21 protein-coding genes and 1 pseudogene are annotated in these 26,950 nt (G+C 70.8%); 5 read left to right on the plus strand and 17 right to left on the minus strand.

Annotated elements, in window-relative coordinates:
- Positions 1-16: 16 nt before the first annotated feature.
- From J8M51_RS14695 to J8M51_RS14705, 3 genes are all read right to left on the minus strand, one after another.
- Entirely contained in the window at positions 17-733 is a 717-nt protein-coding gene (locus J8M51_RS14695; RefSeq protein ID WP_086751931.1) for a DsbA family oxidoreductase, read from the minus strand.
- A gap of 115 nt (positions 734-848) precedes the next feature.
- Complete coding sequence (locus J8M51_RS14700) at positions 849-1,457, minus strand: DUF1349 domain-containing protein (protein ID WP_086751934.1); 609 nt, start codon at positions 1,455-1,457, stop codon at positions 849-851.
- Positions 1,458-1,576: 119 nt separating this feature from the next.
- Entirely contained in the window at positions 1,577-3,106 is a 1,530-nt protein-coding gene (locus J8M51_RS14705; protein ID WP_086751937.1) for an aldehyde dehydrogenase (NADP(+)), read from the minus strand.
- Between the two features lie 155 nt (positions 3,107-3,261).
- On the opposite strand from J8M51_RS14705, the gene J8M51_RS14710 reads away from it, so the two are divergent.
- Both J8M51_RS14710 and J8M51_RS14715 read left to right on the plus strand, forming a co-directional pair.
- Positions 3,262-4,035: an IclR family transcriptional regulator gene (locus J8M51_RS14710; protein WP_005477746.1), complete on the plus strand. Its 774-nt coding sequence runs from the start codon at positions 3,262-3,264 to the stop codon at positions 4,033-4,035.
- A gap of 114 nt (positions 4,036-4,149) precedes the next feature.
- Positions 4,150-5,601: a penicillin-binding transpeptidase domain-containing protein gene (locus J8M51_RS14715; protein WP_086751940.1), complete on the plus strand. Its 1,452-nt coding sequence runs from the start codon at positions 4,150-4,152 to the stop codon at positions 5,599-5,601.
- A gap of 93 nt (positions 5,602-5,694) precedes the next feature.
- Here the strand turns inward: J8M51_RS14715 and J8M51_RS14720 are convergent, their stop codons facing one another.
- A complete protein-coding gene (locus J8M51_RS14720; RefSeq protein ID WP_086751943.1) occupies positions 5,695-7,146 on the minus strand; it encodes an NCS2 family permease in 1,452 nt (483 codons plus the stop codon).
- 279 nt (positions 7,147-7,425) lie between these two features.
- Here J8M51_RS14720 and J8M51_RS14725 point away from each other — a divergent pair, with 279 nt between their 5' ends.
- Positions 7,426-8,028, plus strand: coding sequence for a SigE family RNA polymerase sigma factor (locus tag J8M51_RS14725; RefSeq protein ID WP_086751945.1), 603 nt, complete (start codon positions 7,426-7,428; stop codon positions 8,026-8,028).
- On the plus strand, positions 8,025-8,900 hold the full coding sequence (locus J8M51_RS14730) for a hypothetical protein (RefSeq protein WP_086751948.1): 876 nt from the start codon (positions 8,025-8,027) through the stop codon (positions 8,898-8,900). Before J8M51_RS14725 ends, J8M51_RS14730 begins: the two co-directional genes overlap by 4 nt.
- Positions 8,901-9,200: 300 nt before the next feature.
- Here J8M51_RS14730 and J8M51_RS14735 read toward each other — a convergent pair whose 3' ends face one another.
- Positions 9,201-10,358 carry a right-handed parallel beta-helix repeat-containing protein gene (locus J8M51_RS14735; protein WP_086751950.1) on the minus strand — a complete coding sequence of 386 codons (1,158 nt, stop codon included), beginning with the start codon at positions 10,356-10,358 and terminating at the stop codon, positions 9,201-9,203.
- A 254-nt stretch (positions 10,359-10,612) separates the two neighbouring features.
- Between J8M51_RS14735 and J8M51_RS14740 the strand changes: the two are divergent.
- A pseudogene (locus tag J8M51_RS14740) lies at positions 10,613-11,671 on the plus strand (glycoside hydrolase family 43 protein); the annotation flags it as partial.
- An 11-nt stretch (positions 11,672-11,682) separates the two neighbouring features.
- On the opposite strand, the gene J8M51_RS14745 reads toward J8M51_RS14740, so the two are convergent.
- The 12 genes from J8M51_RS14745 to J8M51_RS14800 all read right to left on the minus strand — a co-directional run bounded on the left by J8M51_RS14745 (position 11,683) and on the right by J8M51_RS14800 (position 26,916).
- Complete coding sequence (locus tag J8M51_RS14745; RefSeq protein ID WP_086751952.1) at positions 11,683-12,804, minus strand: right-handed parallel beta-helix repeat-containing protein; 1,122 nt, start codon at positions 12,802-12,804, stop codon at positions 11,683-11,685.
- A 37-nt stretch (positions 12,805-12,841) separates the two neighbouring features.
- Complete coding sequence (locus tag J8M51_RS14750; protein WP_086751954.1) at positions 12,842-14,032, minus strand: dienelactone hydrolase family protein; 1,191 nt, start codon at positions 14,030-14,032, stop codon at positions 12,842-12,844.
- Positions 14,019-15,050 carry a pectinesterase family protein gene (locus tag J8M51_RS14755; RefSeq protein WP_086751956.1) on the minus strand — a complete coding sequence of 344 codons (1,032 nt, stop codon included), beginning with the start codon at positions 15,048-15,050 and terminating at the stop codon, positions 14,019-14,021. Before J8M51_RS14755 ends, J8M51_RS14750 begins: the two co-directional genes overlap by 14 nt.
- A gap of 1 nt (position 15,051) precedes the next feature.
- Positions 15,052-16,209 carry a pectinesterase family protein gene (locus tag J8M51_RS14760; RefSeq protein ID WP_086751958.1) on the minus strand — a complete coding sequence of 386 codons (1,158 nt, stop codon included), beginning with the start codon at positions 16,207-16,209 and terminating at the stop codon, positions 15,052-15,054.
- Positions 16,209-17,516: a pectate lyase family protein gene (locus tag J8M51_RS14765; RefSeq protein WP_086751960.1), complete on the minus strand. Its 1,308-nt coding sequence runs from the start codon at positions 17,514-17,516 to the stop codon at positions 16,209-16,211. Before J8M51_RS14765 ends, J8M51_RS14760 begins: the two co-directional genes overlap by 1 nt.
- A gap of 140 nt (positions 17,517-17,656) precedes the next feature.
- Positions 17,657-18,451: a rhamnogalacturonan acetylesterase gene (locus tag J8M51_RS14770; RefSeq protein ID WP_086751962.1), complete on the minus strand. Its 795-nt coding sequence runs from the start codon at positions 18,449-18,451 to the stop codon at positions 17,657-17,659.
- A 135-nt stretch (positions 18,452-18,586) separates the two neighbouring features.
- On the minus strand, positions 18,587-19,933 hold the full coding sequence (locus tag J8M51_RS14775; RefSeq protein ID WP_086751964.1) for an ABC transporter substrate-binding protein: 1,347 nt from the start codon (positions 19,931-19,933) through the stop codon (positions 18,587-18,589).
- 72 nt (positions 19,934-20,005) lie between these two features.
- Positions 20,006-22,030: a pectinesterase family protein gene (locus tag J8M51_RS14780; protein ID WP_086751966.1), complete on the minus strand. Its 2,025-nt coding sequence runs from the start codon at positions 22,028-22,030 to the stop codon at positions 20,006-20,008.
- A gap of 32 nt (positions 22,031-22,062) precedes the next feature.
- Complete coding sequence (locus J8M51_RS14785; protein WP_256964019.1) at positions 22,063-23,625, minus strand: glycoside hydrolase family 43 protein; 1,563 nt, start codon at positions 23,623-23,625, stop codon at positions 22,063-22,065.
- Positions 23,622-24,470: a DUF6807 domain-containing protein gene (locus J8M51_RS14790; protein WP_086751968.1), complete on the minus strand. Its 849-nt coding sequence runs from the start codon at positions 24,468-24,470 to the stop codon at positions 23,622-23,624. The genes J8M51_RS14785 and J8M51_RS14790 overlap by 4 nt, the downstream gene beginning before the upstream one ends.
- The gene (locus J8M51_RS14795) at positions 24,467-25,642 is read right to left on the minus strand and encodes a Gfo/Idh/MocA family protein (protein ID WP_086751969.1); all 1,176 of its coding nucleotides are present in this window, start codon (positions 25,640-25,642) and stop codon (positions 24,467-24,469) included. Before J8M51_RS14795 ends, J8M51_RS14790 begins: the two co-directional genes overlap by 4 nt.
- Positions 25,639-26,916, minus strand: a complete 1,278-nt coding sequence (locus J8M51_RS14800; RefSeq protein ID WP_179202865.1) for a pectate lyase family protein — start codon at positions 26,914-26,916, stop codon at positions 25,639-25,641. Before J8M51_RS14800 ends, J8M51_RS14795 begins: the two co-directional genes overlap by 4 nt.
- Between the last annotated feature and the right edge of the window lie 34 nt (positions 26,917-26,950).

The raw sequence follows: 26,950 nt of genomic DNA on the forward strand, positions 1-26,950 counted from the left end.
GGCGCCCCCCGGTCCTCTACTGGGGCACGGCGCATCCGTCCGGCCCGCACGCCTCCGCGCCCTCGGCCGCCACGACCTTCAACGGCGCGGGCCGCTCCCCCCACGCCTGGGCCAGCGCCTTCTCGAAGACCTCCGCGGGCTGCGCCCCGGACACCCCGTACTTCCGGTCCAGCACGAAGAACGGCACGCCGTTCGCGCCCAGCTCGGCCGCCTCCTTCTCGTCCGCGCGGACGGCGTCGGCGTACGCGTCCCGGTCGGCCAGGACCGTGCGCGCGGCCTCCCCGTCGAGCCCCGCCTCGACGGCCAGCTCGATCAGATACGTGTCCGCGTCGGCGTAGACGGACCGCTCCTCGGCGAAGTTCGCCCGGTAGAAGGCCTGCAGCAGCTCGCTCTGCCGGCCCTGCTCCTTGGCGAAGTGGATCAGGCGGTGCATGTCGAAGGTGCTGCCGTGGTCACGGCCCTCGGCCCGGTAGGGCAGCCCCTCGGCCGCGGCCTGCTCCCGGAGGTTGTGCTCGCCGGCCTGGGCCTGCGCCTCGCTCATCCCGTACTTCTTGGTCAGCATGGTGAGAACCGGCTGGATGTCGCCCTTGGCGCGCCCCGGGTCGAGCTCGAAGGAACGGTGCACCACCTCGACGCCGTCACGGTGCGGGAAGGCCGCGAGCGCCTTCTCGAAGCGGGCCTTGCCCACGTAGCACCAGGGGCAGGCGATGTCGCTCCAGATCTCGACGCGCATGGTGTCAGCTCTCTCCAGGTCGTACGGGTACGGAGACGGCCTCCGCTTTCTCTGGTTGATGAACGTTCAAGCAGCGCGGCCCATTCCCGGCCGGGAAGAACTTTCCGGCACGGCCTCAGCTGCCGTTTCTCAGGTCCTCGGGCCAGTGCGGGCGGAATTCGATCTCGTCGTAGGTGACCACGCAGCCCTCGCCCATCGGCGACTGGGTCATGAAGCCGACCAGGGCGGCGCCGCTCTCGTACTCGTCGGCGAGGGTGAAGAGGCGGACGAAGGTCCACCGCTTGCCGTCGCGGGAGGCGTGGAAGGCGAAGGCGCGGCCGGTGCGGCTGATCCGCAGCCACACCGAACTGCCCTCGACGGTGAAGGAGTTGGCGTCGTCCGAGTGGCCCCGGGTGACCACCGTGCACACGGTGGGGACGTCCGGGGAGTTCTCCAGGCAGAGCTTCGCCCAGGCCCGCGGCCCCACGTGCGCGTACAGCACGCCCGCGTCGAACCCGGCGGCGAAGCCGACGGTGACGCGGGCGATCAGCTGGAAGTCCCCCTCGGGCGCCCCCAGCAGCCGGGGCGCGTCCGAGGCGGGGTCCAGTCCGTCACCGGTGGGCGGCACGAACCGGTCCTGCCGCGCACCGGCCCACCCGGTGAGCACCCCGTCCTCGTAGGACCAGTGCCCGTCGGGCCCGTATGTGCGGAGGGGGAAGGGGAGTTCGGGGATTTCGACGTCCATGGGGGGATTCTTACAGCTCCGGGCCCACTGCCGCGCCCCTGAAGGGGCGCGGGGAACTGCGCGAGCAACCACGACGCACGCGCAGCCCGGAACGAACCGGATCCCCTACGGCGCTACCGCTATCGCTCGAGAACGCCGTTGAACCGCCGGGGCAGCCCCAGCGGGTTCTCGTCCCGCAGCTCCTGCGGAAGCAGCGCCGAGGGCGCCCCCTGGTACGCCACCGGCCGCAGCCACCGCTCGATCGCGGTCCCGCCCACCGACGTGGACGTGGAGGTGGTCGCCGGGTAGGGCCCACCGTGGTGCTGGGCCGCGGCCACGGCCACACCGGTCGGCCAGCCGTTGACGAGCACACGCCCGGCCAGCGGCGTCAGCTCGGCCAGCAGCTCCGGTCCGCGCCCGCCACCGGCCGCCTCCTCGCCCGAGACGTGCACCGTCGCGGTGAGGTTGCCCGGCAGCCGGGACAGGACCGACTTGGCCTCGGCCTCGTCCGCGTAGCGCGCCACGACCGTGAGCGGCCCGAAGCACTCCTCCAGGAGCAGGTCGTGCGCGCCCTCGGCGGCCAGCTTCTCCGCGGGGACGGTCAGGAACCCGGGGCTGACGGTGTGCTCGCCGCCCGCGCCCGCGGTCACCGGCGACTCGACGTCCGGCAGCTCCGCGCGCTCGGCGACACCGGCAAGGAAGTTGTCGCGCATCCGGTGGTCCAGCAGGACACCGGCGTCGACGTCGCTGACGGCGTCGGTGAGCGACTTGAGCAGACGGTCACCGGCGTCACCGGCGGGCGCCAGCACCAGGCCCGGCTTCACACAGAACTGGCCGACACCGAGGGTCATCGACCCGGCGAGGCCGGTGCCGATGGCCTCCGCGCGCTCGGCGGCGGCGGCCTCGGTGATCAGGACGGGGTTCAGGGAGCCCAGCTCGCCGTGGAACGGGATCGGCACGGGCCGCGCCGCCGCCGCGTCGAAGAGGGCACGGCCGCCGCGTACCGAGCCGGTGAAGCCGGCGGCGGTGACGAGGGGGTGCTTGACCAGTTCGACGCCCGCCTCGAAGCCGTGGACGAGGCCGAGGACGCCCTCGGGGATGCCGTGCTCGGCGGCGGCCCGGCGCAGCACGATCGCGACGAGCTCGGACAGCGCCGGGTGGTCGGGGTGGGCCTTGACGACGACCGGGCAGCCGGCGGCCAGCGCGCTCGCCGTGTCGCCGCCGGGGACGGAGAAGGCGAAGGGGAAGTTGGAGGCCGAGTAGACGGCGACGACGCCCAGCGGCACCTTGTAGCGGCGCAGGTCCGGGATCGGCGGGGTGGCGGTGTCGTCGGGGTGGTTGATCACCACGTCGAGGAACGCGCCCTCGTCCACGATGTCGGCGAAGGCCCGCAGCTGGAAGCAGGTGCGGGCGAGCTCGCCGGTGAGCCGGACCGGGCCGAGCGCGGTCTCGGCGTCGGCGACCTCGACGAGCTGGTCCTTGGCCGCCTGGAGCTGGTCGGCTGCCGTGCGCAGGAAGGCCGCGCGGACCGTGCGGTCGGCCAGCGAGCCGCGGGCGGCGTGCGCCGCGCGGACGGCGGCGTCCACCTCCTGCGCTGTGGCCTCCACCGCAACCTGCTCGCGCTGCTTCCCGGTACGGGGGTCGACACTCCAGACTGGTGCTGCTGCCACCGCAGGTCCCTCCACATTTTCCTGGTGCCGTTCACCAGGGTATTTCTGGGTTGTTCATGGTCATTCACCGAGGTCGTTCGATATGCTGAACGCTGTCTCCGATGATGAATATGCTGTCGGAGACTATTTCCCGTCGAACGAAGGGGTCAAGGGCGATGTCGGCAGTCGAGACGGGCGGCGGAGCACAGGTCAAGTCGGCGGTGAGGACCGTCGAGCTGCTCGAATACTTCGCCGGACGCCCCGGTATGCACTCCCTGGCGGCCGTGCAGGAAGCCGTCGGTTACCCCAAGTCCAGCCTGTACATGTTGCTCCGCACGCTCGTGGAGCTGGGCTGGGTGGAGACGGACGCGACGGGCACGCGGTACGGCATCGGCGTCCGGGCCCTGCTCGTGGGCACCTCGTACATCGACGGTGACGAGGTGGTGGCGCTGGCCCGGCCGACGCTGGACCGGCTGTCGGACGACACCACGGAGACGATCCACCTGGCCCGCCTCGACGGCACGAACGTCGTCTATCTGGCCACCCGGCAGTCGCAGCACTATCTGCGTCCCTTCACCCGGGTCGGCCGCCGGCTGCCCGCGCACTCCACCTCACTGGGCAAGGCGCTGCTGGCCACCCACACCGACGAGCAGGTCCGCAAGATGCTCCCGGAGACCCTGCCGGCGCTGACCGAGCACACGATCACGGACCGGGAGCGGCTGATCGAGGAGCTGCGGCAGATCCGCGATCAGGGGTTCTCCGTGGACCGCGAGGAGAACACCCTCGGGCTGCGCTGCTTCGGGGTGGCGATCCCGTACCGCACCCCGGCGCGCGACGCGATCAGCTGCTCGGTCCCGGTGGCCCGGCTGACCCCGGCGCACGAACAGCTGGTCAAGGACGCCCTCTTCGACGCACGCGACCGGCTGACGCTGGCGACACGGCGGCTCTGAGCCGCCGCTCGCCCCCCGAAGGGGCCCGATGGCAACCCCCGCTTCATGAAGACCCCATGAGAAAGCCGGACGAAGGGAACGGTTGATCGCGTCCCGCTCGTCTTTCCGGGTGCGATGAACAAGACGATCAGGCGCTCCGCCGTCTTCTCCCTGCTGCTCGTGCTCGCCCTGCTGGTCAGGGCGACCTGGGTGCAGTTCTACGAGGGCACGGCGCTCGCGGACGACCAGGACAACCGGCGCAACGCGATCAAGACGTACGCGGACCCGCTGGGGAACATCGTCGTGGCCGGCGAGTCGATCACCGGCTCGGCCCGGACCAAGGGCGGCGACCTCGCGTACAAGCGCACCTACAAGGACGGCGAGCTGTACGCGGCGGTCACCGGCTACGCCTCGCAGGCGTACGCGCCGACGCAGTTGGAGGGCATCTACCAGAGTCTGCTGGACGGCACCGACCTGCGGCTGAGGACCGTGATGGACACGGTCACCGGGCAGCGGGCCGACCCGGGCAATGTGCTCACCACGATCGATCCGGCCGTGCAGAAGGCGGCGTACGACGCGCTCGGCGACAACAAGGGCGCGGCCGTCGCGATCGACCCGGCGACCGGGAGGATCCTCGCGGTGGTGTCGACCCCGTCGTACGACCCGTCCTCGCTGACCGACGCCAACACCGCGGGTGCGGCGTGGAAGAGGCTCAACGCGGACGAGGACAAGCCGCTGACCAACCGGGCGCTGCGCCAGCCGCTGCCGCCGGGGTCGACGTTCAAGCTGGTGGTGGCCGCCGCCGCGCTGGAGGACGGGCTGTACGAGTCGGTGGACGACAGGACGGTCAGCCCGGACCCGTACACGCTGCCGGGGACCGAGACGGAGCTGTCCAACGAGAACCCGAGCGCGCCCTGCGAGAACGCCACGATCCGTACGGCGCTGCAGTACTCGTGCAACAACGTGTTCGCGAAGATGGCCTTCGACCTCGGGCAGGACAAGGTGCGGGCCATGGCGGAGAAGTTCGGGTTCAACGACAAGGCGCAGGACGTGCCGGTGCGGGCGTACGAGAGCGTCTACCCCTCGGACATGGACGAGTCCTCCACGGCCCTGACGGGTATCGGCCAGTACGACGTCACCGCGACGCCGCTGCAGATGGCGATGGTGTCGGCGGCGATCGCGGGCGGCGGCAAGCTGGTCTCGCCGCACATGGTGGCGCAGGTCACCAACGGCGGTGGTGACGTCCTGGAGGACTACGACTCCGAGGCGGACACGACGGAGATCATGAGTTCCGGCACCGCCGAGCAGTTGCAGTCGGCGATGCGGACGGTCGTCGAGGACGGCACGGGCACCAACGCGCGGATCAGCGGGGCGATCGTGGGCGGCAAGACCGGTACGGCCCAGCACGGCGAGAACAACAGCAAGACGCCGTACGCCTGGTTCACGTCGTACGGGAAGGCCGACGGCAAGGAGGTCGCCGTGGCGGTCGTCGTGGAGCAGTCGAACGCGGCGCGCTCGGAGGTCAGCGGCAACGGTCTGGCCGCGCCGGTCGCGAAGGCTGTGATGGAGGCGGCGTTGAAGGGGTGACCCCAAGCCGCACAGAAGCCATCTGAAGCGAGGGGCCGCCCCACTCCCCCCGGGGGCGGCCCCTCATATCTCTGCTGCTGTCGCCTACTTCGCCTACTTCACCCCGAACAGCTGCTGGACCGGGTTGATCGCGAAGTAGACCAGGAACAGCGCCGAGGTGCCCCACAGCAGCCAGTGGATCTCCTTGGCCTTGCCGAGGACCGTCTTGATGAGGACGAAGGCGAGGAAGCCGGCGCCGATGCCGTTGGTGATGGAGTAGGTGAACGGCATGACGGCGATGGTGAGGAACGCCGGGATGGCGATGTCGTACCGGTCCCAGTCGATGTTCTTGACCTGGGTCATCATCAGGAAGCCGACGGCGACGAGCGCGGGCGCGGCGGCCTGCATGGGGACGATGGTCAGCAGCGGCGTGAGGAAGAGGGCGATCGCGAAGAGGCCGCCGGTGACCAGGTTGGAGAAGCCGGTGCGGGCGCCCTCGCCGACACCGGCCGCGGACTCGATGTAGGAGGTCGCGGAGGACGAGGAGGCCGCGCCGCCCGCGACGGCCGCGGCGCCGTCGATGAGCAGGACCCGGCCGAGGTTCGGGACCTTGCCCTCCTCGTCGAGCAGACCCGCCTCGGCGGTGATGCCGACGACCGTGCCCATGGTGTCGAAGAAGTCCGACAGCAGCAGCGTGAAGATCAGCAGGACGACCGTGATGACGGTGGTCTCGCCGAACGAGCCGAACAGGCTGAAGTCGCCGATGAGTCCGAACTCGGGGGCGGCCACGATGTCGTCGGGGACCTTCGGGGTGGTCAGGCCCCAGCTCTTGATGTCGGCCACCGAGTTGATCACGATCGCGACGACCGTCATCGTCAGGATGCTGATGAGGATCGCGCCCTTCACCTTGCGGGCGAGCAGACCGATGGTCAGCAGGACACCGAGGCAGAAGACCAGGATCGGCCAGCCGGACAGCGAACCGGTCGCGCCGAGCTGCACCGGGACCGTGGTGTTCGCGATGTCCGGTATACGGCTGACGAACCCGGCGTCGACGAAGCCGATGAAGGCGATGAACAGGCCGATGCCGACACTGATCGCCTGCTTCAGCGGCTGCGGGATGGCGTGCATGACGGCCTCGCGCAGACCGGTGACGACCAGGACGCAGATCAGCAGGCCTTCGAGGACGACGAGGCCCATCGCGTCGGCCCAGCTCATCAGCGGGGCTATCTGGAAGGCGACGACCGCGTTGAGGCCGAGACCGGCGGCCAGCGCGAGAGGAAGGTTTCCTCCGACGCCCATGATGAGCGTCATCACCGCGGCCACCAGGGCGGTGGCGGTGACGAGTTCGGCGCCGTCGAGGGTGTGACCGTACTTGTCCTTGGCGCTGCCCAGGATGATGGGATTCAGGACAAGGATGTACGCCATCGTGAAGAACGTGGCGAAGCCGCCGCGGATCTCACGGGCGAAGGTGGACCCCCGGGCGCTGATCTTGAAGAAGCGATCGACGCTGTTCGCCCCGGGTGGTTCGGCCTCGGACCGGTCGGCCACCTTCTGTGCCTCGGACATGAACGGTGCTCCTAGTGACATGCGTGGACTACGCGCGGATGCTTGCGGATGCTGGCTGGATTGTTCCCCCGTTGAACCTGATTCAGGTTTTCCCCGTGTTACGGAATCGGAATTCTCCCTGCAAGACGGCGTTCGAAGCCGCGTACGAACGCCTTTCACGATCACTGCTACTCTTCCGGATCTCGTCGGGGGTCGACCCCGGACGATCACCTGTCATCCACATGACACGCACAGGCGGCCGGCTCGGCCGCCGCGGCCGCAGCGAGAAGAGAGGTCCCCGTGGGCACTGTCGTCGACGACGCAGCCTCCGTGGAGTTCCACGCCTTCTTCGAACGGCACTATGCCGAACTGTCGCGTCTGGCGCACCTGTTGACGGGCGAGGCGGACGCCGCCGACGACCTGGCCGCGGACGCGCTGCTCGCGCTGTGGCACCGCTGGGACCGGGTGCGCGCGGCGGACCACCCGGTGGCGTACGCCCGGGGCGTCGTCGCCAATCTGGCCCGTACCCGGATACGCAGCGCGGTCCGGGAGCGCCGCCGGATCACACTGTTCTGGTCGCAGCGCGAGGAGAAGACCGAGAATCCCGATGTGCCCGGTGTGGTCGACGTCCAGTCGGCGCTGCGCAGACTGCCGTTCCGCAAGCGGGCCTGTGTGGTGCTGCGGCACGCCTTCGACCTCTCGGAGAAGGACACGGCCCTCGCCCTCGGGGTCTCGGTCGGTACGGTGAAGAGCCAGACGTCCAAGGGCATGGCCGAGTTGCAGAAGCTGCTCGGCACCGAGGACGCGCCACGGCGTATGCACGCCGGCATCACGAGCGGGGGCGTGAGGGGCGCGAGTGTGACCGGTGTGGGTGCGCCGGGCAGTGGAGGAAGGGACCGATGAGGGACGTGCACGAGGAGCTGCGCGCCCGGCTGCGCGAGTCCGCCGAGGCCCACGAGCCCGATCGCGCCCGCATCCTGGCCCGGATCGAGCGGGGCATGGCCGCCCCCGAGGAGCGCCGGAGCCGTAAGGCGACCCGGCCGCCGCTGTGGGGCTGGGTGCGGGTGGTCACCGCCACCGCCGGGGTCGCGGGGGTGCTCGCGGTCGGCGGGTACGCCGTCGCGTCCGCGGTGAAGGGCGAGGAGACGGCGCCCGCCGACCGCGGGACGGTCGCGGTCTCCCCGACACCGGTCGAGTCCCCGGCCGCGACGAGCCGGGCACCGGTCCACCCCGACCATCCGAGTCCGAGCACCGGCGCGAAGCAGGAGAAGAAGAAGCCCGGTTCGACGCCGTCGCCGACTCCGTCCGCCAAGGGCACGAAGGCGCCCGAGCCGCCCGCGTCGGGGAACGAGGAGGACGGCCCGCTCTGGTCGGACGGCTCGGTCGACCCGCACAGCAACGACTTCTGGGCGCAGAGCAATCTCACCCTCCGGGCGGACGAGCAACTCACCGAGCTGACCGTGCGGTTGAGGATCGCGCAGACCGGTGGGGTCACCTCGGCCGGTGCCTGGCGGTCGCTGCCGGAGCAGGACTTCGACCTCACCGTCGAGGCGAAGGACGGCTTCCTGGTCTACACCTGGGTGCTCAAGGACGGACGGACCGTCCCGGAGGGCGAGTTCGTGTTCGCCGGGCAGTACGCCCATGAGCGCGGCGGCAGGGACGCGGGCGACGACCGCTATGCGATGACCGCGCGGGCGGGCGGCGAGAGTCTCTCGGTGGCGGGCGACTTCGAGGGCCAGGACGACGACGGCTCCTCGGACAAGGGCGATTCGTAGAGAAATCCCGCGAGGGCGGCAACCCTTTCCCCGCCGGTGGCGACCAAGGGGCACGGGAGTCACCACCAGCGAGGAATCGGGGACATGACCGCACCCGCGGAACGTTCGCGGGCGGGCGTCCCCGGGTATCCATCAATGACCGGGTCTCGCCGGTCCCCGCGGCCCCGGGCATGGACCTGCTGGCCCGAGCCCCCCTCGGCCGGCAGCAGGTGCCGACCAGAGCCCCCCTCGGGGTCGGCACGAACAACGCCCCCCGCCGGTGACGACCGGCGGGGGGCGCCTTCTCGCCCTGCCCGTGGGTCAGTTCATGGTCGCGCCGACGGCCGCGGAGCCCGTCGTCAGGAACGTGGTGACCGGCAGCGAGCCGTTCGACCGGCGGGCGCCGTACGCCGTGGCCGCGTCCGTGGACCTGAAGGCCGGCGAAGTCACCCCGGCGTCCCAGTTGTTGGCGGCGGAGACGGTGGCGGAGCCCAGCTCGGCTTTTCCGGTCCCGTTGCCCACCGCCAGGTTCCGGGCCAGGCGGGCCCTGCCGGTGGCGAAGGAGAAGCCGTTCTCCCTGTTGGCGTACGCGGTGTTGCGGTTCAGCAGGATCGCGCCGGTGTTGGAGTTCTCGGTGAACCCGTGGAGCGTGTTGTCCCAGGCCGCGTTGTCGTGGACCCAGTGCGCGACCGAGGCGCCGCCCCCGCCCAGCTCGAAGCCGTTGCCGTCGCCCTCGAAGGCGGTGTCGTTCCAGCGGTTCCTGCCGTTGCCGAAGGCCCAGGAGTGGTCGACGGTGACCGGAGAGGAGAACTGCCAGAGGTCGAGCCCGTCGTCCGCGTTGTCGAACAGACGCGCGCCGGTGATCCTGTTGCCGCTGCCGGAGCCGAACTTCACGGCGATGCCGTCGGCGTTCTGACCGTGGTCCGCGGCGTCGTAGTTGCCGTGGCTGTCCAGGTTCCGCACCAGGTTGTCCGTCGTGCCGTCGCCGCGCAGGGTGAACCCGGAGTCGCCGTTGTCCCGGGTGACCAGGTTCTCGAAGACACCGCCGACCGAGGACGTGGCGACGAAGCCCTGGGCCGGGGAGTTCTGGAAGGTGAGGCCGGAGACGGTCCAGTGGTCGCCGTGGATCCCGGCGAGCCAGGACCCGGCGGGCAGCGCCGACCCGTCGATCCGCACCCTCTCCCCGGCGTACGCGGTGAGCGTGATCCGGGCCGAGGCGGTGCCGTCGGCCGTGGACCTCAGGGTCTTCGTCGGCCGGTAGGTGCCGCCACGCACCTGGACGGTCGTACCGGCGACGGCGTGCGCGACGGCCGACTCCAGCGCGGCGGTGGTGGAGACGGTGACCGTGGTGCCGGCGGCCCGGGCCCCGTCGTGCGCGAGGCCGAGACACACGCCGCCCGCTCCCGCGGCGAGCGACACGGCGGCGGCGATCGACAGGGTGCGGGTTCTTCGGTGGCGCCCGCTGCTGCTCTGACGCACAGGGGTTCCTTTCTCGGGGGCGGGTCTCACGGGAGACGAGAGCGAAGCCGGCCGGAGGGGCCGCCCCGGCCCGCTTCTGATCACTGGTCGCCACCCACCGGGAAAGGGTTGCCGCGTCCCAGGCCCTGGCGAAAACGCCCGAAAGTTTCGCTCGGAGTCTTCACACGCACACCGATTGACGCTCCGAACCCCACTGATGAGACTCCGAGAGCGACTTGACGAACAGAATCCATCAGACCCCCACAGGATGTGTCATGAGCCGTACCGCCCGCTCGATCCTGCTCCCCCTCCTGGCGCTCCTCCTCGGCCTGCTCGCCGCCCCACCGACCCCGGCGCAGACCGCTCAGTCCGCCCATCAGCCCAAGCCGAAGTACGCGGGTTATCTCTTCGCCTACTTCACCGGTGAGGGCACCGCCGACGGCGAGCAGATCCGCTACGCGCTCAGCGAGGGCAACGACGCGCTGCGCTGGCGTGAGCTGAACGCGGGCAAGCCGGTGCTCACCTCCACCATCGGCGAGAAGGGCCTGCGCGACCCGTTCGTGATCCGCTCCCCCAAGGGCGACCGGTTCTACATGATCGCGACGGATCTGCGTATGTACCAAAGCAGCAGCGGCAGTTGGGACCAGGTCCAGCGCCACGGCAGCAAGTCGATCATGGTCTGGGAGTCCAGGGACCTGGTCCACTGGACCGACCAGCGGCTGGTGAAGGTGTCCCCGGACAACGCGGGCAACACCTGGGCGCCCGAGGCCTACTGGGACAGCCGGCTCGGCAGGTTCGTCGTCTTCTGGGCGTCGAAGCTCTACGCCGACGACGACCCGGAGCACACCGGCTCGACGTACAACAAGATGATGTACGCGACGACCAAGGACTTCCGCACGTTCAGCGCGCCGAAGGTGTGGAACGACCCCGGCTACTCGGTCATCGACTCGACCGTCGTCGAGCACCGGGGCACGTACTACCGCTACACCAAGGACGAACGCGACCCGAACTCCTCCAGCCCGTGCGCGAAGTTCATCACCGGTGAGCGGTCGCGCACGCTCACGGACACCTCGTACGACTTCGTGTCGGACTGCATCGGCAGCGGGGCGATGAGCCGGGGCGAGGGCCCGACCGTGTTCAAGTCGAACACCGAGGAGAAGTGGTACCTCTTCATCGACGAGTACGGCGGCCGGGGCTACATCCCGTTCGAGACGACCGACCTCGCCTCGGGCCGGTGGACACCGTCCGAGGGCTACGCGCTGCCCACCAGCCCGAGGCACGGCACGGTCATGCCGGTGACGAAGAAGGAGTACGGCCGCCTGCTGGCCGCGTTCTCCTAGTCCGCTCAGTCCATCGTCGCGCCGATCGTCGTGCTGCCCGTGGTCAGGAAGGTGGTCGCGGGCAGTGTGCCGCTCGACGAACGGGCGTTGAACGTCGTCGAGGCGTTGGTGGAGCGGAAGGCCGGCGTCGCGACGCCGGAGTCCCAGTTGTTGCCGGAGGAGACGACCGACGAGCCCTTGTTGACCGCGCCGCCGCCGTTGCTCACCGCCAGGTTCCTGCCGAGGCGGGCCGCGCCGGTGGCGAAGTAGTAGCCCCACTTGGCGTTGGCGTAGGCGGTGGTGCGGTTGAGGACGATGGCGCCCTTGTTGCTGTTCTCGGTGAAGCCGTTGCCCGCGTTGTCCCAGGCGGCGGAGTTGTTGATGACATGGGCGACGGTCTCGCCGTCGCCGCCCAGCTTGTAGCCGTTGCCGTCGCCCGCGAACGCGGAGTCCGACCAGCGGTTCCTTCCGTTGCCCATCGCCCAGGTGTGCTCGACGGTGACGGGCGAGGAGAAGGACCAGAAGTCCAGACCGTCGTCCGAGTTGTTGTACAGGCGGGCCCCAGTGATGAGGTTGCCGCTGCCCGAGCCGAACTTCACGGCGATGCCGTCGGCGTTCTCGCCGTGGTTGGCCCGGTCGTAGTGGCCGTAGGAGTCGATGTTGCGGACCAGGTTGTTGGTGGTGCTGTCGCCGGTGAGCGTGAAACCGGAGTCGCCGCCGTTGATGGTCCTGATGTTGTCCCAGACCGTGGAGGCGCAGGACTGGCAGACGACCGCGCTGTCCGGGGAGTTCTGGAAGGTGATCCCGGAGACGGTCCAGTAGTCGGCGGTCAGCTTGAAGATCCAGTCGCCGTCGGGGAGGTTCGAGCCGTCGATCTTCACGGTCTCCGAGCCGTACGGCTGGAGGTGTATCCGGCTGGAGGAGCTGCCGTTGGCCGTCGACTGGAGGGTCGCCGTCGGGTAGTAGGTGCCGCCGCGCACCTGGATGGTCGTACCGGCGGTGGCGTTCTTGATGGCGTTGGACAGGTCCGTGGAGTTGCTGACCACCACGGTGGCCGCGTGTGCCTGGGTGGGGAGGACGGCCAGACCGGTGCCGAACGCCAGGGCCGTGCTCAGGAGAAGGGCGGTGCGACGAGACGGAAGAGACATGGGGAGCGGTTCCTTTCCCGTGCGGGTGGGAGTCGGTTCACAGGACCGTGGCGAGCCAGTCGGCGGCCTCGTCCTGCATCGGCGCGGTGAACACATGGCCCAGCTCGGGCCAGGTCCTCAGCCGCAGCCGCTCCTCGGCGTGACGCGAACGCCAGACGGCGCGCAGCTTGTCGTGGGCCACGCGGACGCCGTCGGCGGGGAACAGCGGATCGAGTCCGCCGTTCTGGAACAGCATCGGCTTGGGGGCGCCGATGCTCGCCACGTCGGGGAAGTCCAGGTACCGGGCGAGCCCGGGGTGGAGCATGTAGTAGGCGGACTGGCCGCGCAGGATGTTGTTGCCGGGGACCAGGACCTCCTTGAGTCCGGTCATCCAGCAGGCGCTGACCGCGGCGGCGATGTCGTCGCTGAGCGCGGCCGTCTGCCAGGCCCGGAACGCGCCCATCGAGAATCCGAGGGCCGCGACCCGGCGGCGGTCCACCCGGTCGAGCCCGGCCAGGAAGCCCACCGCTCGCACGTCCTCCCTGGCCATGAGCCCGGCGAGCGAGGAGCCCAGGTGGTAGAGGTTGCTCGCGAGGGCCTGCTGGTCCTCGTACGTCACCGGGCCCCGGTCGCCCCAGCCGAGCGCGTCCACGGCGAGGACGACATGGCCGCGCCGGGCCAGTTCGTCACCGACGAACCGCCCGCTGAAGTACCGGTCCGCCCAGGCCTGCGCGGAGGGCAGCCGGCTCTCGTCGAACCAGGGCCTGACCAGCTTCTCCTTCCCGATGTCGAACCTGGCGCCGTGGTCGTGCAGCAGGAGCACGGCCGGGAACGGTCCGTCGCCGTGCGGGGTGAGCAGGGCGGCCCTCACCCGGCCGTACCGGGTGAGGGAGAAGGTGACCAACTCGCGGGTGCAGCCCTCGCCTTCGGCGCGCGCACCACCGAACTCGGGGTCGTACGGGGTGTCGTCCCGGCCGGCGATCAGATGCTCCTCGACCTTCGCCCTCGCCGCCCGCCGCCAGGCGCGGAAGTCCCGGACGGGCGAGGTGCCCCAGGCGAGCGGGAAGCGCAGCTCGTCCTTGAGGAGGGGGTGGAAGTCGGGGAGGGCGGCGGTCGGGGTCAGGGGTGCCGCCCCGGCCCCGGCTCCCGGGGGTGCCGCCCCGGCGGCGGAGCCGGGGGCGGCGGCGAAGAGGGCCGCCCCTGCTCCCGCCACGAAGGCCCGCCGCCCCACCGGATCACCGGCGGTCATAGGGCCTCCAGTCCCCGAGGTACGTCCGCCGCGTGTGCTCCCGCGCTTCGGCGGAGGTCAGCCGGGGCCGGTTCTCGGGCACCGGGACCACCGCGCCAGGACCGGAGTTGGCGTACTCGCGGAAGCGCATGGTCTGCCACGGGTAGGCCTCGCGCATGTTGGTGTAGGGCGCGACCGCGTCGATCCCGGGCCCGATCCAGGTGTCCCGCACGACCAGCGCGGGCCAGGCGGTCGTCTCGTACGACGGCACCCAGGGCCGGGCGAGCTTGTACGCGGCGTCCTCGGCGCCGGAGGTGATCCGGCCGCGCAGGGCGAGGAAGCCGTAGGGGTTGGCGCGGGCGGTGGCGGGGGCGAAGACCATGCCCTTGGGGGTGAAGGACACGTCCCGCTGGAGGGTGCGGAAGTGGCACGTGTCGAAGACGGCCCGGGCCCGCCCGAACACGAAGTCCACGTCGCCCTCGATGTGGCAGTGCCGGTAGTACTGCCGGTCGAAGGCGTCGAGCGCGGTGGTGTCCGCGAACAGGGTGTCCTGGTGGGCGAGGAACCGGACGTTCTCGAAGTGCGACCGGTCCCCCGTGACGTACGCGGCGACCGCCTGCGTCCCCGTCCAGTCCGGGTGGTCCGCGCGCAGCCAGTCGTTGGCGAGGGTCAGATCGCGTACGGTCAGGCCGGGCGCCGCCGAGGTGAAGGTGGCGGAGCCCGCGGTGCCGTAGGTGCCGCCCTCGGGCCGCGGGGTGCCGTTGGCCCGGTCGAAGACGAGGACGGCGGCACGGGGGTCGCGGGAGGCTCCGCGCAGCGTCAACTCCCCTTTCCCCGCAGGGATGTTGACGACTTCCCGGTACGTCCCCGGATGGACGACGATCGTCCACCCGGGGCCGGTGACGGCGTCCACGGCGGCCTGGACCGATCCCCCGGGGCGGACGTGCAGGACCCGGCGCCCACCGTGGGCGAGGGCGGGGGCCGCGCCGACGGCCACCAGGCCGCCGGCGATCGAGCCGAGCAGGGTGCGCCGCCTCATCTCAGCACCTCTCCCACGGGGCCCAGTCACCGAGGTACGCCTCGCGGGTGGCCGACGCGGCCTCGGCGGCGGTGAGTTGGGGCCGGTTCTCGGGGACGGAGACCACGGCACCGGGCCCGGTGTTCCGGTACTCGGCGAACCGCTGGTCCTGCCAGGGGAAGCCCGCCGACATGTTGGCGTACGGCGCCACCGCGTCGATCCCGGCACCGAGGCGGGTCTCGCGCACGGTGAGCATGGGCCGGGCGGTGGTGTCGGAGCTGGGCACCCAGGGGCGGGCCAGCTTGTAGTAGGCGTCCGGTGCCTCGCTGGTGACGTGGCTCCGGGTCACCAGGTAGCCGCGCGGGTTGGCGCCGGCCGTGGAGGGCGCGAACACGAACCCGTAGGGGGCGGAGGAGAGATCGGTCCTGGTGAGGGTGTGGAAGCGGCAGCGCTCGAACACGGCCGTGGCCCGTCCGAAGACGAAGTCCACGTCCCCCTCGGCGTAGCAGTCGCGGAAGTACTGCCGGGCGAAGGCGCCGAGCGCCGTCGAGTCGGCGTACAGCGTGTCCTGGTGGCCGAGGAACCGGCACCGCAGGAACGCCGACCGGTCGCCCTGCACCTTGATCGCGACCGCCTGGGTGCCGCTGATGCCGGGGTGGTCGGCGCGCAGCCAGTCGTTGGCGAAGGTGAGGTCCCGCGCGGTGAACCCGGCGCCCTGCACCAGGGTCGTGGCGGACCCGGTGGTGCCGTAGGTGCCGCCGCCGGGCTTCGGGGTGCCGGCCGCGTTGTCGTACACGACCACCACGTCCCGGGCGTCGCCGGACGCCCCGATCCAGGTCATCTCCGTACGGGCGGCCGTGACGGCGACCGTCTCCCGGTACACGCCCGGCGCGAGGACCAGGGTGTACCCGCTGCCTCCCCCAGTGCTAAACGCCTGGGAGGTACCCCCAGCGGCGGTGACGGCGGCCTGGACGGTGGTGAAGTCACCGGCGCCGCCGGCGTCCACGTACAGGGTCAGGTCGTCGAGGCGGGCGGCCGGCGACCCGTACCGGCCGAAGACCCGGCGGCCACGGGAGGCGCCGGCCGCTCGGGCCGTGGGCGCGGCGCCGAGCATGAGCGCGGCCCCGACGCCGGCGACGACGAACGACCGTCTGCTCGCCCCTGTTCGACGGTCCGTCATCAGCAGACCTTTCCGGCGCCCGCGCCGCGCGCGACCACACCCGGCACCGCGCGCGGCGAATCGACCTCGGTCCGCAGGGTGGGGGTCCAGCCGGCGCCGGACCGCAGGAACTCCGAGGGGATCTCGGCGTTGTGGACGGCGATGAGGTCCGTCAGCCTGCCGTTGACGTAGTTGTTCTCGGCGGTGAGCGGGGAGTCGTTCCACCTCTTCAGGGCCTTGCCGACGCTCGCGCCCGCGGGCAGCGTGATCGCGTTGTCGCTGGCGTGGAGCTGGGAGGACAGGCCGACGCCGAAGATGTAGTAGTCGTCCTTCTGGTCCTCGGTGACGACGTAGTGGTTGTTGTAGACGTCGACCTGGCCGAACCGCACGCGCGGGGAGCGCTGGAGGATCCCGTCGAAGCGGTTGTGGTGCATCGTGACCTTGAGCTTGCCGGAGTCGGTGGTGGCGGTGCTGTCGCTGTTGCCGATCAGCATGTTCTTGTCGTGGTCCTGGAAGCGGTTCCAGGAGACGGTCACGTAGTTGGCGCCGCGCACGATGTCGGTCAGGCCGTCGTGCTGCTGGAAGACCTTGCCGAAGTAGACCGGCCGCTCGCTGTCCGGGTAGCGCCCGTCGGTGAACGTGTTGTGGTCGAGCCAGACGTGGTCGGTGCCGTAGACGACCACGGCGTCGTACTCGGAGTTCCAGTTGCCGGTGTTGTTGTCGTCCGTCGGGTCCCACTTGGGGAAGCAGTCGAGCGGGGCCTCGATGGTGAGGTTGCGCATGATGACGTTCGAGACGCCCTTGATCTGGAGGCTGCCGCCGAGGATGCCGGAGTTCTTGCCGACGCCGACGATGGTGGTGTTGCTGGGGATGTTGGCCTTGATCGCCGAGTCCTGGTTGGCCATGGACGCGACCCGCGCGTCCTCCTGCGGGCCCTTGGCGACCTCGTCGTTGCCGTAGACGGCCGGGTCGTAGTCCTTGAGGTACTGCTGGAGGTCGTAGCCGCCCGTGACGAAGGCCTCGCAGCCCTCGGAGACGGCGTCGATCATCCCCTTGACCTTGATGATCTTCGGCGCGTTCCCACCCGCCGCCAGCGCGGCCTTGAACTCGGCCCAGGTGGTGACCGTGTAGACATGTTCGGCGTCGGCCGCCGACCCACCGGTGGTGCCGCCGTCCGCCGAGCCCCACCCGTCCCCGGCGCCGAGCACCTGCCGGCCGAGATCACGGCCCTGAGCCTGGGCGACACCGGTGCCGGCGACCCCGAGCACGAGCGCGGTACAGCCGACGACGGATGTCATGACATGGGCATGCCAGATACGAGGACGCATGTGTGCGGTTCCTTTCGAAGCAAAGGGGGGATGTCGAGCCCCTGCAAGGGGCGCGGGGCTGTGTTCATGTGCGGCTCCGCCGCGTGGGCGCGACCAGCCACAACGGACCCGCAGCCGAAAACCGACCTACGAGCGGAGCACTACGCCACGGGCCACGTGATCCAGGAGTCGGGCACCTCTTCGTCGAGACGGCGCACGTCACGACGTGCGAGCACCCGGCGCCGCAGCAACTCACCCGCGACCAGCCGGGCCACCGCGATCGCCCCCGGCGGGTTGAAGTGCGTGTTGTCCTGCTCGGTCCCGGTCCAGTTGAAGTACTTCTTGGTCTCCTCGACCCCGAGCCGCTGCCACAACGCGATCGACAGCGCCTGGATGTCGAGGAGGGCGACCCCCTCCTCCGCGGCGAGAGCGATCGCCGCTGCCGGATAGTCGCCGTGGGTCGCCACGGCGTTGCCGCTCGCGTCGAACTTTCTGCGCTCGACGGAGGTGGCGAGCACCGGCCGGGCGCCGCGCGCCCGCGCGCCGTCGATGTACTGGCGCAGATGGTCCTGGTACGTCGTCCACGGCTCGGTGTACCGCGTGGGATCGGCGATCTTGGAGTCGTTGTGTCCGAACTGGACGACGAGGAAGTCCCCGGGCCGGATCGCCCCGAGGACGACGTCGAGCCGCCCCTCGTCGATGAAGCTCTTCGAACTACGGCCGTTCACGGCGTGGTTGGAGACGGACAGCCCCTTCCCGAGAAAGAAGGGAAGCGCCATGCCCCACCCCGTCTCGGGCGCGGCGTCGGCGTACTTCTGCGCGGCGGTGGAGTCACCGGCGATGTAGAGGGTGCGCCGACGCCGCGCCGACGCGGCGGAGGCGGTCCCGGTGGCGGCGGCACCGAGCGGAACAGCGGCGAGAGCCGCACCGGCGACTTGTCTACGAGTGAGCGACACGTGCGGGTGCCTTTCCAGGAGGCCCCGCGCCCCGTCTTCCAGGGGCGCGGGGCGGTGACATGTGCGGCTCCGCCGCGTGGGCGCGACCGGCCGCACCGAATCCGCAGCCGGCCACGAACGAACCGGACCGAGCTGTTAGCCCTTCTTCTGCTCACTCCACTCCGCCTGCGCCGTGTTCAGCTGCTCGGCAAGCGCGTCCAGGAATTCCTTCGCACTGCTCTGCCCGTCCATCACCTTCTGGAAGGCCGGCTCGTTGTCGGCCTTCGAGATCGTGTTCCAGTCCGGCAGGTAGTACGGCAGCTGCACGATCGTCGTCGACCCGTCACCGAGCGCGGCGGCGGCCAGCTTCGTCGGCTCGGCCTCGGAGATCCACGCGTCCTTGGCCGCGTCGTTGTTCGACGGCACCTGCCCGGCGGACTTGTTGAACTTGGAGTTCTCCTCGTGCGAGGTCGCGAACTCGATGAACTTCCAGGCGGCTTCCTTGTTCTTCGAGCTCTTGAACATGCCGAGCCCGTCGACCGGGTTGGACACCTGCACCCGCTTGCCGCCGGGCCCGGTCGGCTGCGGGATGCCCCGGAACTTGTCGCCGAACGCCTTCACATGGTCCTGGTACGACCCCAGGTTGTGGTTGAGCATCCCGATCGTGCCGGAGTCGAACTGCGCGACCATCTTGGTGAAGTCGTTGTTGAGGTCGGCCGCGGGCGTGACCTTCTTGTACAGGCCGACGTACTTCTCCAGGGCAGCGATGTTCTTCGGGTCGTTGACGGTGGCCTTCTCCCCGCTCGCGTCCCAGAACGAGGTGATCCCGGACTGCCCGTACATCGCGTCCAGCGCCTGCGCGATGGACCCGGCGCCACCGCGGATGGTGTAGCCGAACTCGTTCTTGTCCTTGTCGGTGAGCTTCTCGGCCGCCGCGTAGAACTTGTCCCAGTCGGTCGGGTCGGCGAGGCCCGCCGCCTTGAACAGGTCGGTGCGGTAGTAGAGGACACCGTTGTTGGCGGAGGTGGGGATCGAGTACAGGGCGTCGCCGCCGCCGGCGGACTTCAGCGACTCGACCATCGCCTCGTTGAGCTTGCCGTTCAGGGAGGACTTGGCGAGCCGGCCGTCCAGCGGCTCCAGCGCGCCCTGCGCGGCGAACCCGGCGGCCATGGCCGCGCCGACACCGCCGACGTCCGGGAGACCGCCGCCCTGGATGGAGGTGTCGACCTTGGACTGGTACTCGGTGGCGGCGATCCCGACGTACTCGACCTTGATGTCCGGGTTGGCCTTCTCGAAGTCGGCGATGATCTCCTTCCAGATGTCGGTGCGGACACCGCCGTTGTTGTCCCAGAAGAGAACCTTGCCCTTGCCGCTCCCCTCGGAGCCCTTGTCCCCGCCCGTGCCGCTGCCGTCGTCACCGCAGGCGGTGGCGGTCAGCGCGAGGACGGAACCCAGGGCGACGGCCGCGGCGGCACGCCTGCTTCTGCGATTGCTGATCTTCATTGAACGGCTCTCTCTTCTGGATACGAGGGTTATGAAGTTGTGGGGGGTCTGTGCTGTCTCCGGGTACGGAACTCAGCGGCCGGCGCCCGCGCCGACGCGCGTGCGATGCGGTGCCCAGCCGTCCGTCCCCGCGAGGTACTTGGTGACCGTGTACGTGCCGGCCTCGGCCGCCGGCAGCTGCGGCCGGTCGGCGGTGACCCCGGCTCCCGGCCCGTACGTCCGGTGCTCGGTGAACCGGGCGTCCTTCCACGAGAACCCGCTCATGTCCGTCCACGGCGAGGACTTGATCGCGGCGGGCAGCTCGGTGTCCCGGAAGAGCACCTGGGCGATCGCGTCCGGCTCGCCTCCCGGGTGCCAGGGCCGGCCGAGGTGGTACGTCCCGGCGGGCGCGTCGCTGACGACCTTCGACCGGGTGATCAGGAACCCGTAGGGGTTCTCCTTCCAGGTCGAGGCGGCCGTGATGTAGCCGTTGTTGCTGTCCGAGCCCCGGCTGAGCGCCTTGATCAGGGAGCGCTCGATCACCGTCGTGGCACGGCCGTAGATGAAGTCGACATCGCCCTCGATGTACGAGTCGCGGATGTAGACCCGGCTGATGACGTCGAGCCTCGGGCTGTCGGTCATCAGGGTGTCCTGGTTGCCCAGGAAGGCCGTGTCCTCGAAGACGATCCGGTCGCCGGTGGTCTTCACCGCCAGCGCCTGTTCGCCGTTGACCTCGTGCGCGGCCTCGTCGAAGTCGTTGCTGAAGGTGAGGTTGCGGGCGGTCACGTCACTGGCGAGGATCCGCACGGTGGCGCTGCCGTTGGAACCGCCGTTCGCGGCGGGCGTGTCGAAGACGAGGACGGTGTCCGAGCGGTCCCGTCCGGTGCCCTGGAGCAGCAGGTTCGGCTTGTTCGCGGGGATCAGGACCTTCGCGCGGTAGGTGCCGGGGGCGATGCGGATCGTGACCGTGCCGTCGTTGCCGGCGGGTACGGCGTCCACCGCGGCCTGCACGGTCGGGTGATCACCGGGGACGTTCAGCACGGTGTTCGTGCCGATGTCCTTCTGCGGGCCGGAGAACCGGGTGACCAGCGCGGGGACGGCGGCGGCCGGGTCGAGGCGGTAGCGGTAGAAGTCCCTCGGGTCGAAGGCCTCGCCCCAGCTCTCCCGTCGCCCGGTGACGTTCTTCAGGATCGACCCGCGCTGCACCAGCTCGGCGGTGGCGTCGGCCTGGTAGGGGTGCTGGACCCCGTCGTAGTAGCTGTTCTCGATGACCATCCTGGTCCGGCCGCGCGCCCAGTTCCCGTACGTCCACACGGGGTCGCCGTCGGCCACCTGCGCCGAGAGGTAGTTGTTGTAGAGGTGGGCGTAGGCGCAGTTGTCGGCGGAGGGGTTGCGCTGTTTGGTGCCGGTGAACCAGTTGTGGTCGATGGTGATCTCGGTCTGGAGATTCGTCGTCCAGCCGATACCGAGGGCCTTGTTGTGGTTCCTGAACTGGTTGTGGGAGACGGTGATGTACCGGCTGTCCTTGCGGATGTCGAGGAGTCCGTCGCCCATGTGCTCGAAGCGGTTGTGGTCGATCCAGACGTGGTCGACGGTGTCCATCTGGATGGCGTCGAAGTCGGTGGTCTTGCCGTCCCAGTCGCCCTCGACGTAGGAGTCCCGGATCGTCAGATTGCGGATGACGACGTTGCTGGTACCGGGGTTGAGATGCAGCTCGCCGTGGCCGATCTCGCCGGTGTCGCCGACGCCGACGATCGTCTTGTCCGAGGTCACGACGATGTCCGAGCCGAAGGGCTCGACGTCGATCGCCCCGGCCACCCGGATGACGTAGGGCTCCTCGGCGGACGCGTACCGCGCCAGCGAGGCCTGGTCGGTGACGGTCACCACCTTGCCGCCCGCGCCCCCGGTGGTGCCGCCGTCGAGGGAGGCGAAGCCGTGGGGGCGGTCGGTCCAGCGGGGTGCCGCGCCGTACCCGGCGGCGACGGCGTCGGCGGCCGGGGCGGGCTGCGCGGCCTCCGCCGGGGTGAACGCGCCGACGACGAACGAGGCGATCAGGGCGGTGACGGCGGCGGCCGTTCTCCCTCGGTGCGGCAAGCGCTTGCTACGGAGGTGCGTCATTGCGGCTCCCAACAGGCGTACGAAGACAGGGGTCAGGCGGTGGTGGCCCGCGCGGTGGTGATCCGGAACTCCCTGAACGTGGCCGCCCCGGCGTGTCCCCCGCCGGTGGGCGCGACCGCGAAGAGGCCGAGCAGGGCGCCGACCCAGCGCCAGGGGGTGGCGGCGAAGACCTGTCCCGAGGGCTCCCACCCCTCCCCCACGTCGTAGGAGAAGCGGCAGCGCGCCCCGGCCGAGGTCTCGATCCGCAGCCGGGCCCGCCCGCCGGGCGCCGGGCGCGGACGGTCGGCGTCCCGCTCGCGGTCGGCGACGGTCTCGGCGAACCGGTGGACCAGGTGCACGGTCCCGTCGGCACCCCGCTGGAGCCCGATCCAGCGGAACGCGTCCCCGAGCACCGCGAGCCCGGCCCGCGCCCCCGGCTCCTCACTGCCGAGGCTCAGCTCCACCTCGGTCACGGCCGGGATCCCCGGCAGCCGCTGTGTGAGCACATTCGCCAGTTTCCGCAGGTCGTGCGTGTGCACGGAGCGCACGCACGTGAGCCGCAGCCCGTCCCCGGAGTGCTGGGTGGCCCAGCCGTCCTGGGGGTTCGCGGTCCACTGCCACTGGCGTCCGAAGCGGCCGCCGGGGAAGTCGTCGTCGGTGGCGGGCGCGGCCGGCGGCTGCGGCGGCAGCTCCGGCTTGCGGTGCACGGCGACGGGGGCGCCCTCGTCCCCGAGCACCGGCCAGCCGTCGTCCGCCCAGCGCATCGGCTGGAGGTGGACGACCCTGCCGTACGCGCCGCGCTGCTGGAAGTGCAGGAACCAGTCCTCGCCGGCCGCCGTGCGCACCCAGCCGCCCTGGTGCGGCCCGTTGACGTCGGTGTCCCGCTGCTCCAGGACGATCCGCTCCTCGTACGGGCCGAAGAAGTCGCGGGAGCGCAGGGCTCCCTGCCAGCCGGTCTCCACGCCACCGGCGGGGGCGAAGATCCAGTACCAGCCGTCGTGGCGGTAGAGCTTGGGGCCCTCCAGGGTGAACCAGCCGGGGAGCCGGTCCGCGTCGACGATCACCTTGCCCTCGTCGAGCAGGCCCGTCCCGTCGGGTCGCATCCGGTGGCCGGTGAGCCGGTTCTTGACGCCGGAGCGGGACTTGGCCCAGGCGTGCACGAGGTACGCCTCGCCGGTCTCCTCGTCCCACAGCGGACAGGGGTCGATGAGTCCCTTGCCCTCCTTGACCAGGTGCGGGCGGGTCCAAGGGCCCCTGATCCCGGGGGCGTTGACCTGGAAGATGCCCTGGTCGGGGTCGCCCCAGAAGATCCAGAACCGGTCGTCGAAGTGCCGCAGCGAGGGCGCCCACACCCCGCAGTCGTGGCGCGGCGCCCTGAACTCGGCGGCAGGTTCGAGGAGTTGCAGCGCGTGGCCGACGAGCGTCCAGTTGACCAGGTCCCGGGAGTGCAGCAGGGGAAGGCCCGGGACCCGGCCGAAGCTGGAGGCGGTCATGTAGAAGTCGTCGGCCACGCGCAGGACATCGGGGTCGGACCAGTCGGCGTCGAGGACCGGGTTGCGGTAGGTGCCGTCGCCCCGGTCGGCGGAGAAGGCGGGTGCGCTCACCGAGGTGGTCACAGGCTCACCGCCTTGCGGACCAGGGCCGCCGCCTCGTCCCGGCCGAGGGTGCCGTCGGCGACGACGGTGACGATCCGGCGTACGGCCGTCTCCCCCGGCTCGATCGGGAGGCGCTCGGTGGCGGCGAGGGAGGAGCCGACGCCCGGGTACTCGTCGGCGCGGACGAACCACGGGTCGCGGCGGGTGGTCTCGGTGGCCCCGGCGAAGACGAGCGTCCAGGTGCCGCCGACGAGGGCGACCCAGTCGGCGCGGCCTCCGTGCACCTCGGCCTCACCCTCCGCCTCGGCGGTGAGGACCCGGGGTGCGGTGGCCTCCTTGCGGGCCCGCCAGAAGAAGCCGCCGTACGCGGCGCCGGGGCGGCCGTTGGTGGCGGGGCTGCCGATGGACACCGGGGCGCCGGTGATGTTGGTGAGCGAGAAGGTGAAGTCCAGCGCCCAGGCGGAGTCGGTGAGTTCGGTGGTCGCGACCGTACGGCGCTCCCGCAGTAACTCGGTGCCGGAGGCCACCCAGCGCAGTTCCTCGACGAAGCCGTCGGGGTCGCGCAGCTGGAAGGCGGTGTGGCGCTGGGAGCCGTGGTTGTCCAGCTCGGTCGGACCCCGGTCGCGGACGTAGGTGCGTCCGCCCCAGAAGTTGTGCCCCTCGACGTCGGGAACGGCGACACCGACGCCGAGGTGGTGGAGGTGGTCGGCGGGACTCAGTTCGGTGACCGCCGTACCGGACAGGGTGGTGACGGGATGCAGATAGGGGCGTGGGGAGAGCCGTTCGGGAAGTTCGGGCCGGGTGAGATAGCGGCCCACCGGACGGCCCGCCACCCGCAGGACGAGGGACGCGTCGGTCATCGTCATGTGCTCACCTCTTTCGCCGGTGGATCGGGGAGCGCCCAGGGGGCGCCGAGTTCGGAGTAGAGGGCGAGGTCGTCGGCGGCGGCCGTGACCAGGGCGTCGATGCCGTCGACGACCCGGCGGTCCTCGTCGGGCAGCAGGTGCCAGGCGTCCGCCGGGAGCGCGGCCGGGTCGGGGGCGGTGCGGATCGCCTCGACGACCTTCATGAACGCGCCGGTCACCTCCGGCGGGACCAGCAGCCCGGTGCCGTCGACGAGGTGGTCGACGAGGTTCTCCAGCAGGTCCGTGCGGCCGTACTCGATCTCCTCCGGGCCGTGTCCGGCCCGCTGGACGAGCACCCGGTCCTGCTTGTACCAGAAGGTGATCCGGCCGCTGGTGCCGTGCACGACGTTGTACGGCTCGCCCGGGTCCTCGGCGCAGAGGGTCGCGGCGACGGTGATCCGGCCGCCGTCGGCGGTGGTGATCCGGACACAGGAGGTGTCGTCGGACTCGATGTCGTTGGCGCGCAGCAGTTCGGTCTCGATGCCGGTGACGGCCTCGGCGCGGCCCGCGCCGGCGAGCGCGAGCCCGGTGGCGACGGCGTGCGCGAGGGGGTTGGTGAGCGCCCCGTCGATGACGTCCACGCCGTTCAGTCGCCGCTTGCCCGCCCAGGGCGCGCGCCGGTAGTACGCCTCGGCGCGGGCCCAGGCGCCCGCGCCGCCGATGCCGGTGACCTCGCCGATCAGGCCGTCGTCGACCATGGTCCGGATCGCGGGCAGCGCGTGCGAGCCCAGCGACTGGAAGCCGATCTGGCAGACCGTCCCGGCCGCCGCGACCCCGTCGGCCATCCGGCGGAACTCGGCGTACGACGGGGCCGGCGGCTTCTCCAGCAGGACGTGCACGCCCCGCCGGGCCGCCGTCAGGGCGAGGTCGGTGTGGGTGGGGATGGGCGTGCAGATCACGGCGATCGCGGCACCGGTCGAGTCGAGGAGCGCCCCGAAGTCGGCGGACTGCTCGGGTGTGCCGAGGCCGTCCGGGATCTCGTCCGCTCCCAGCGGCGTCAGTTCGCAGATCCCGGCGAGCCGGACGATCCCCTTGTCCGCCAGCCGCCGGATGTTCTCCAGGTGCCAGCGGCCGTGGCCCCGGGCCCCCGCGAGGACGAGCGGTAGCGGGTTCTCGTACGTCCTGGTGGTCATCGGATCCTCCCTGCGCCCGCGCCGCGGGCCACCTCTCGGTCGGCCCTCCCGGCGCTGTCGATCTTTTGGTGCAGGGTAGGCGCCCAGCCGACGTCCGCCGTCAGATCACGCTCGCTGCCGGAGTTGTAGGCGTTGTGGATGGCCAGGAGATCCACCGGATAGCCGTTGAAGAGGGTGCCCGTCTGGTGCAGGGCGGTGCCGTTCCAGCTCTTCACCAGATCGGCGACCTCGATGTGGCCGGGTGTGGTGAACGCGTTGTTCTCCGCGTACACGGCCGACTCGGTGGAGACGCCCAGGGAGTACCGGTGGTCGTGGGCGTCGGCCGGGACTGACATCACGTATCGGTTGTTGTAGAGGTGCACCTGTCCGAAGCGGACGCGCGGCGCGCGCTGGACGACGTTCTCGAACTGGTTGTGGTGCAGCGTCACCCGCAGCTTGCCCCGGTCGCCGGTGGCGGTGTCCCCGTTGCCGATGAGGATGCCCTTGTCGTGGTCCTGGAAGCGGCTCCAGGAGACGGTGACCAGGTCGGCGGCGTTGGTGATGTCGAGCAGACCGTCGTGCCGCAGGTAGTTGCGGCCGAAGTGGGTCGGCTCGTCCTCGTCGGGGTGCCCCTTGTCGGAGACCGTGACGTGGTCGATCCAGACATGGCTCGCCCCGCGCACCCAGATGTTGTCGTACGCCGTCTTCCAGTCGCCGAGGCCGCCGGTGTTGGGCTGCCAGACCGGGAAGCAGTCGTAGGCGTCGCGGAGTTCGAGGTTGCGGACGATCACGTTGTCCACGCCCTTGAGCTGGAGGCTCGCGCCCTTCAGCACGGCGCCTTGGAGGCCGACGATCGTGGTGTTGGAGCCGACGGCCAGCTCGATCCGCCCGGCCTGCTTCGCCGCCGACGCCTGGCGGGCCTCCTCCTGGGGGCCGCTCGGTTTGGCGGAGCCCCAGGTCCGCGGGTCGTACGCGGCCAGATACGCCTTCAGGTCGTAGCCGTCGGTGGCGTAGTCCGCGCAGTCGAGCTTCTCGCCGTCGTCGGAGGTGTTGGCGTCGACGGTCCCCGCGATCCGGATGATCTTCGGGGTGGCGCTGCCGCCGTCGAGCGCGCGGACCAGCTCGCTCCGGGTGCGTACGGTGAAGACATGGGCGTCGTCTGCGGTGGAACCCCCCGTGGTACCACCGTCGGCGGCCGCCCAGCCGTCGTCCGCCGCGAGCGTGTCCCGGCCGATGTCCCGGCCGATGTCCCGGCCGGTGTTCCGGGGCTCGGCCCCGGCCGGGGTCGTGAGCATGGCGCCCAACACCCCGGCGAGGGCGATGAGTTGC

The sequence above is a fragment of the Streptomyces griseiscabiei genome (assembly GCF_020010925.1).
In the GTDB taxonomy this organism is placed as follows: domain Bacteria; phylum Actinomycetota; class Actinomycetes; order Streptomycetales; family Streptomycetaceae; genus Streptomyces; species Streptomyces griseiscabiei.

What these genes read in the sequence shown, in the direction of transcription:
- J8M51_RS14695 (WP_086751931.1), bottom strand. Translation starts at nt 733, where the DNA reads ATGCGCGTCGAGATCTGGAGCGACATCGCCTGCCCCTGGTGCTACGTG.
- J8M51_RS14700 (WP_086751934.1), bottom strand. Translation starts at nt 1,457, where the DNA reads ATGGACGTCGAAATCCCCGAACTCCCCTTCCCCCTCCGCACATACGGG.
- J8M51_RS14710 (WP_005477746.1), top strand. Translation starts at nt 3,262, where the DNA reads ATGTCGGCAGTCGAGACGGGCGGCGGAGCACAGGTCAAGTCGGCGGTG.
- J8M51_RS14715 (WP_086751940.1), top strand. Translation starts at nt 4,150, where the DNA reads ATGAACAAGACGATCAGGCGCTCCGCCGTCTTCTCCCTGCTGCTCGTG.
- J8M51_RS14720 (WP_086751943.1), bottom strand. Translation starts at nt 7,146, where the DNA reads ATGTCCGAGGCACAGAAGGTGGCCGACCGGTCCGAGGCCGAACCACCC.
- J8M51_RS14730 (WP_086751948.1), top strand. Translation starts at nt 8,025, where the DNA reads ATGAGGGACGTGCACGAGGAGCTGCGCGCCCGGCTGCGCGAGTCCGCC.
- J8M51_RS14745 (WP_086751952.1), bottom strand. Translation starts at nt 12,804, where the DNA reads ATGTCTCTTCCGTCTCGTCGCACCGCCCTTCTCCTGAGCACGGCCCTG.
- J8M51_RS14750 (WP_086751954.1), bottom strand. Translation starts at nt 14,032, where the DNA reads ATGACCGCCGGTGATCCGGTGGGGCGGCGGGCCTTCGTGGCGGGAGCA.
- J8M51_RS14755 (WP_086751956.1), bottom strand. Translation starts at nt 15,050, where the DNA reads ATGAGGCGGCGCACCCTGCTCGGCTCGATCGCCGGCGGCCTGGTGGCC.
- J8M51_RS14760 (WP_086751958.1), bottom strand. Translation starts at nt 16,209, where the DNA reads ATGACGGACCGTCGAACAGGGGCGAGCAGACGGTCGTTCGTCGTCGCC.
- J8M51_RS14765 (WP_086751960.1), bottom strand. Translation starts at nt 17,516, where the DNA reads ATGCGTCCTCGTATCTGGCATGCCCATGTCATGACATCCGTCGTCGGC.
- J8M51_RS14775 (WP_086751964.1), bottom strand. Translation starts at nt 19,933, where the DNA reads ATGAAGATCAGCAATCGCAGAAGCAGGCGTGCCGCCGCGGCCGTCGCC.
- J8M51_RS14780 (WP_086751966.1), bottom strand. Translation starts at nt 22,030, where the DNA reads ATGACGCACCTCCGTAGCAAGCGCTTGCCGCACCGAGGGAGAACGGCC.
- J8M51_RS14790 (WP_086751968.1), bottom strand. Translation starts at nt 24,470, where the DNA reads ATGACGATGACCGACGCGTCCCTCGTCCTGCGGGTGGCGGGCCGTCCG.
- J8M51_RS14795 (WP_086751969.1), bottom strand. Translation starts at nt 25,642, where the DNA reads ATGACCACCAGGACGTACGAGAACCCGCTACCGCTCGTCCTCGCGGGG.
- J8M51_RS14800 (WP_179202865.1), bottom strand. Translation starts at nt 26,916, where the DNA reads ATGCTCACGACCCCGGCCGGGGCCGAGCCCCGGAACACCGGCCGGGAC.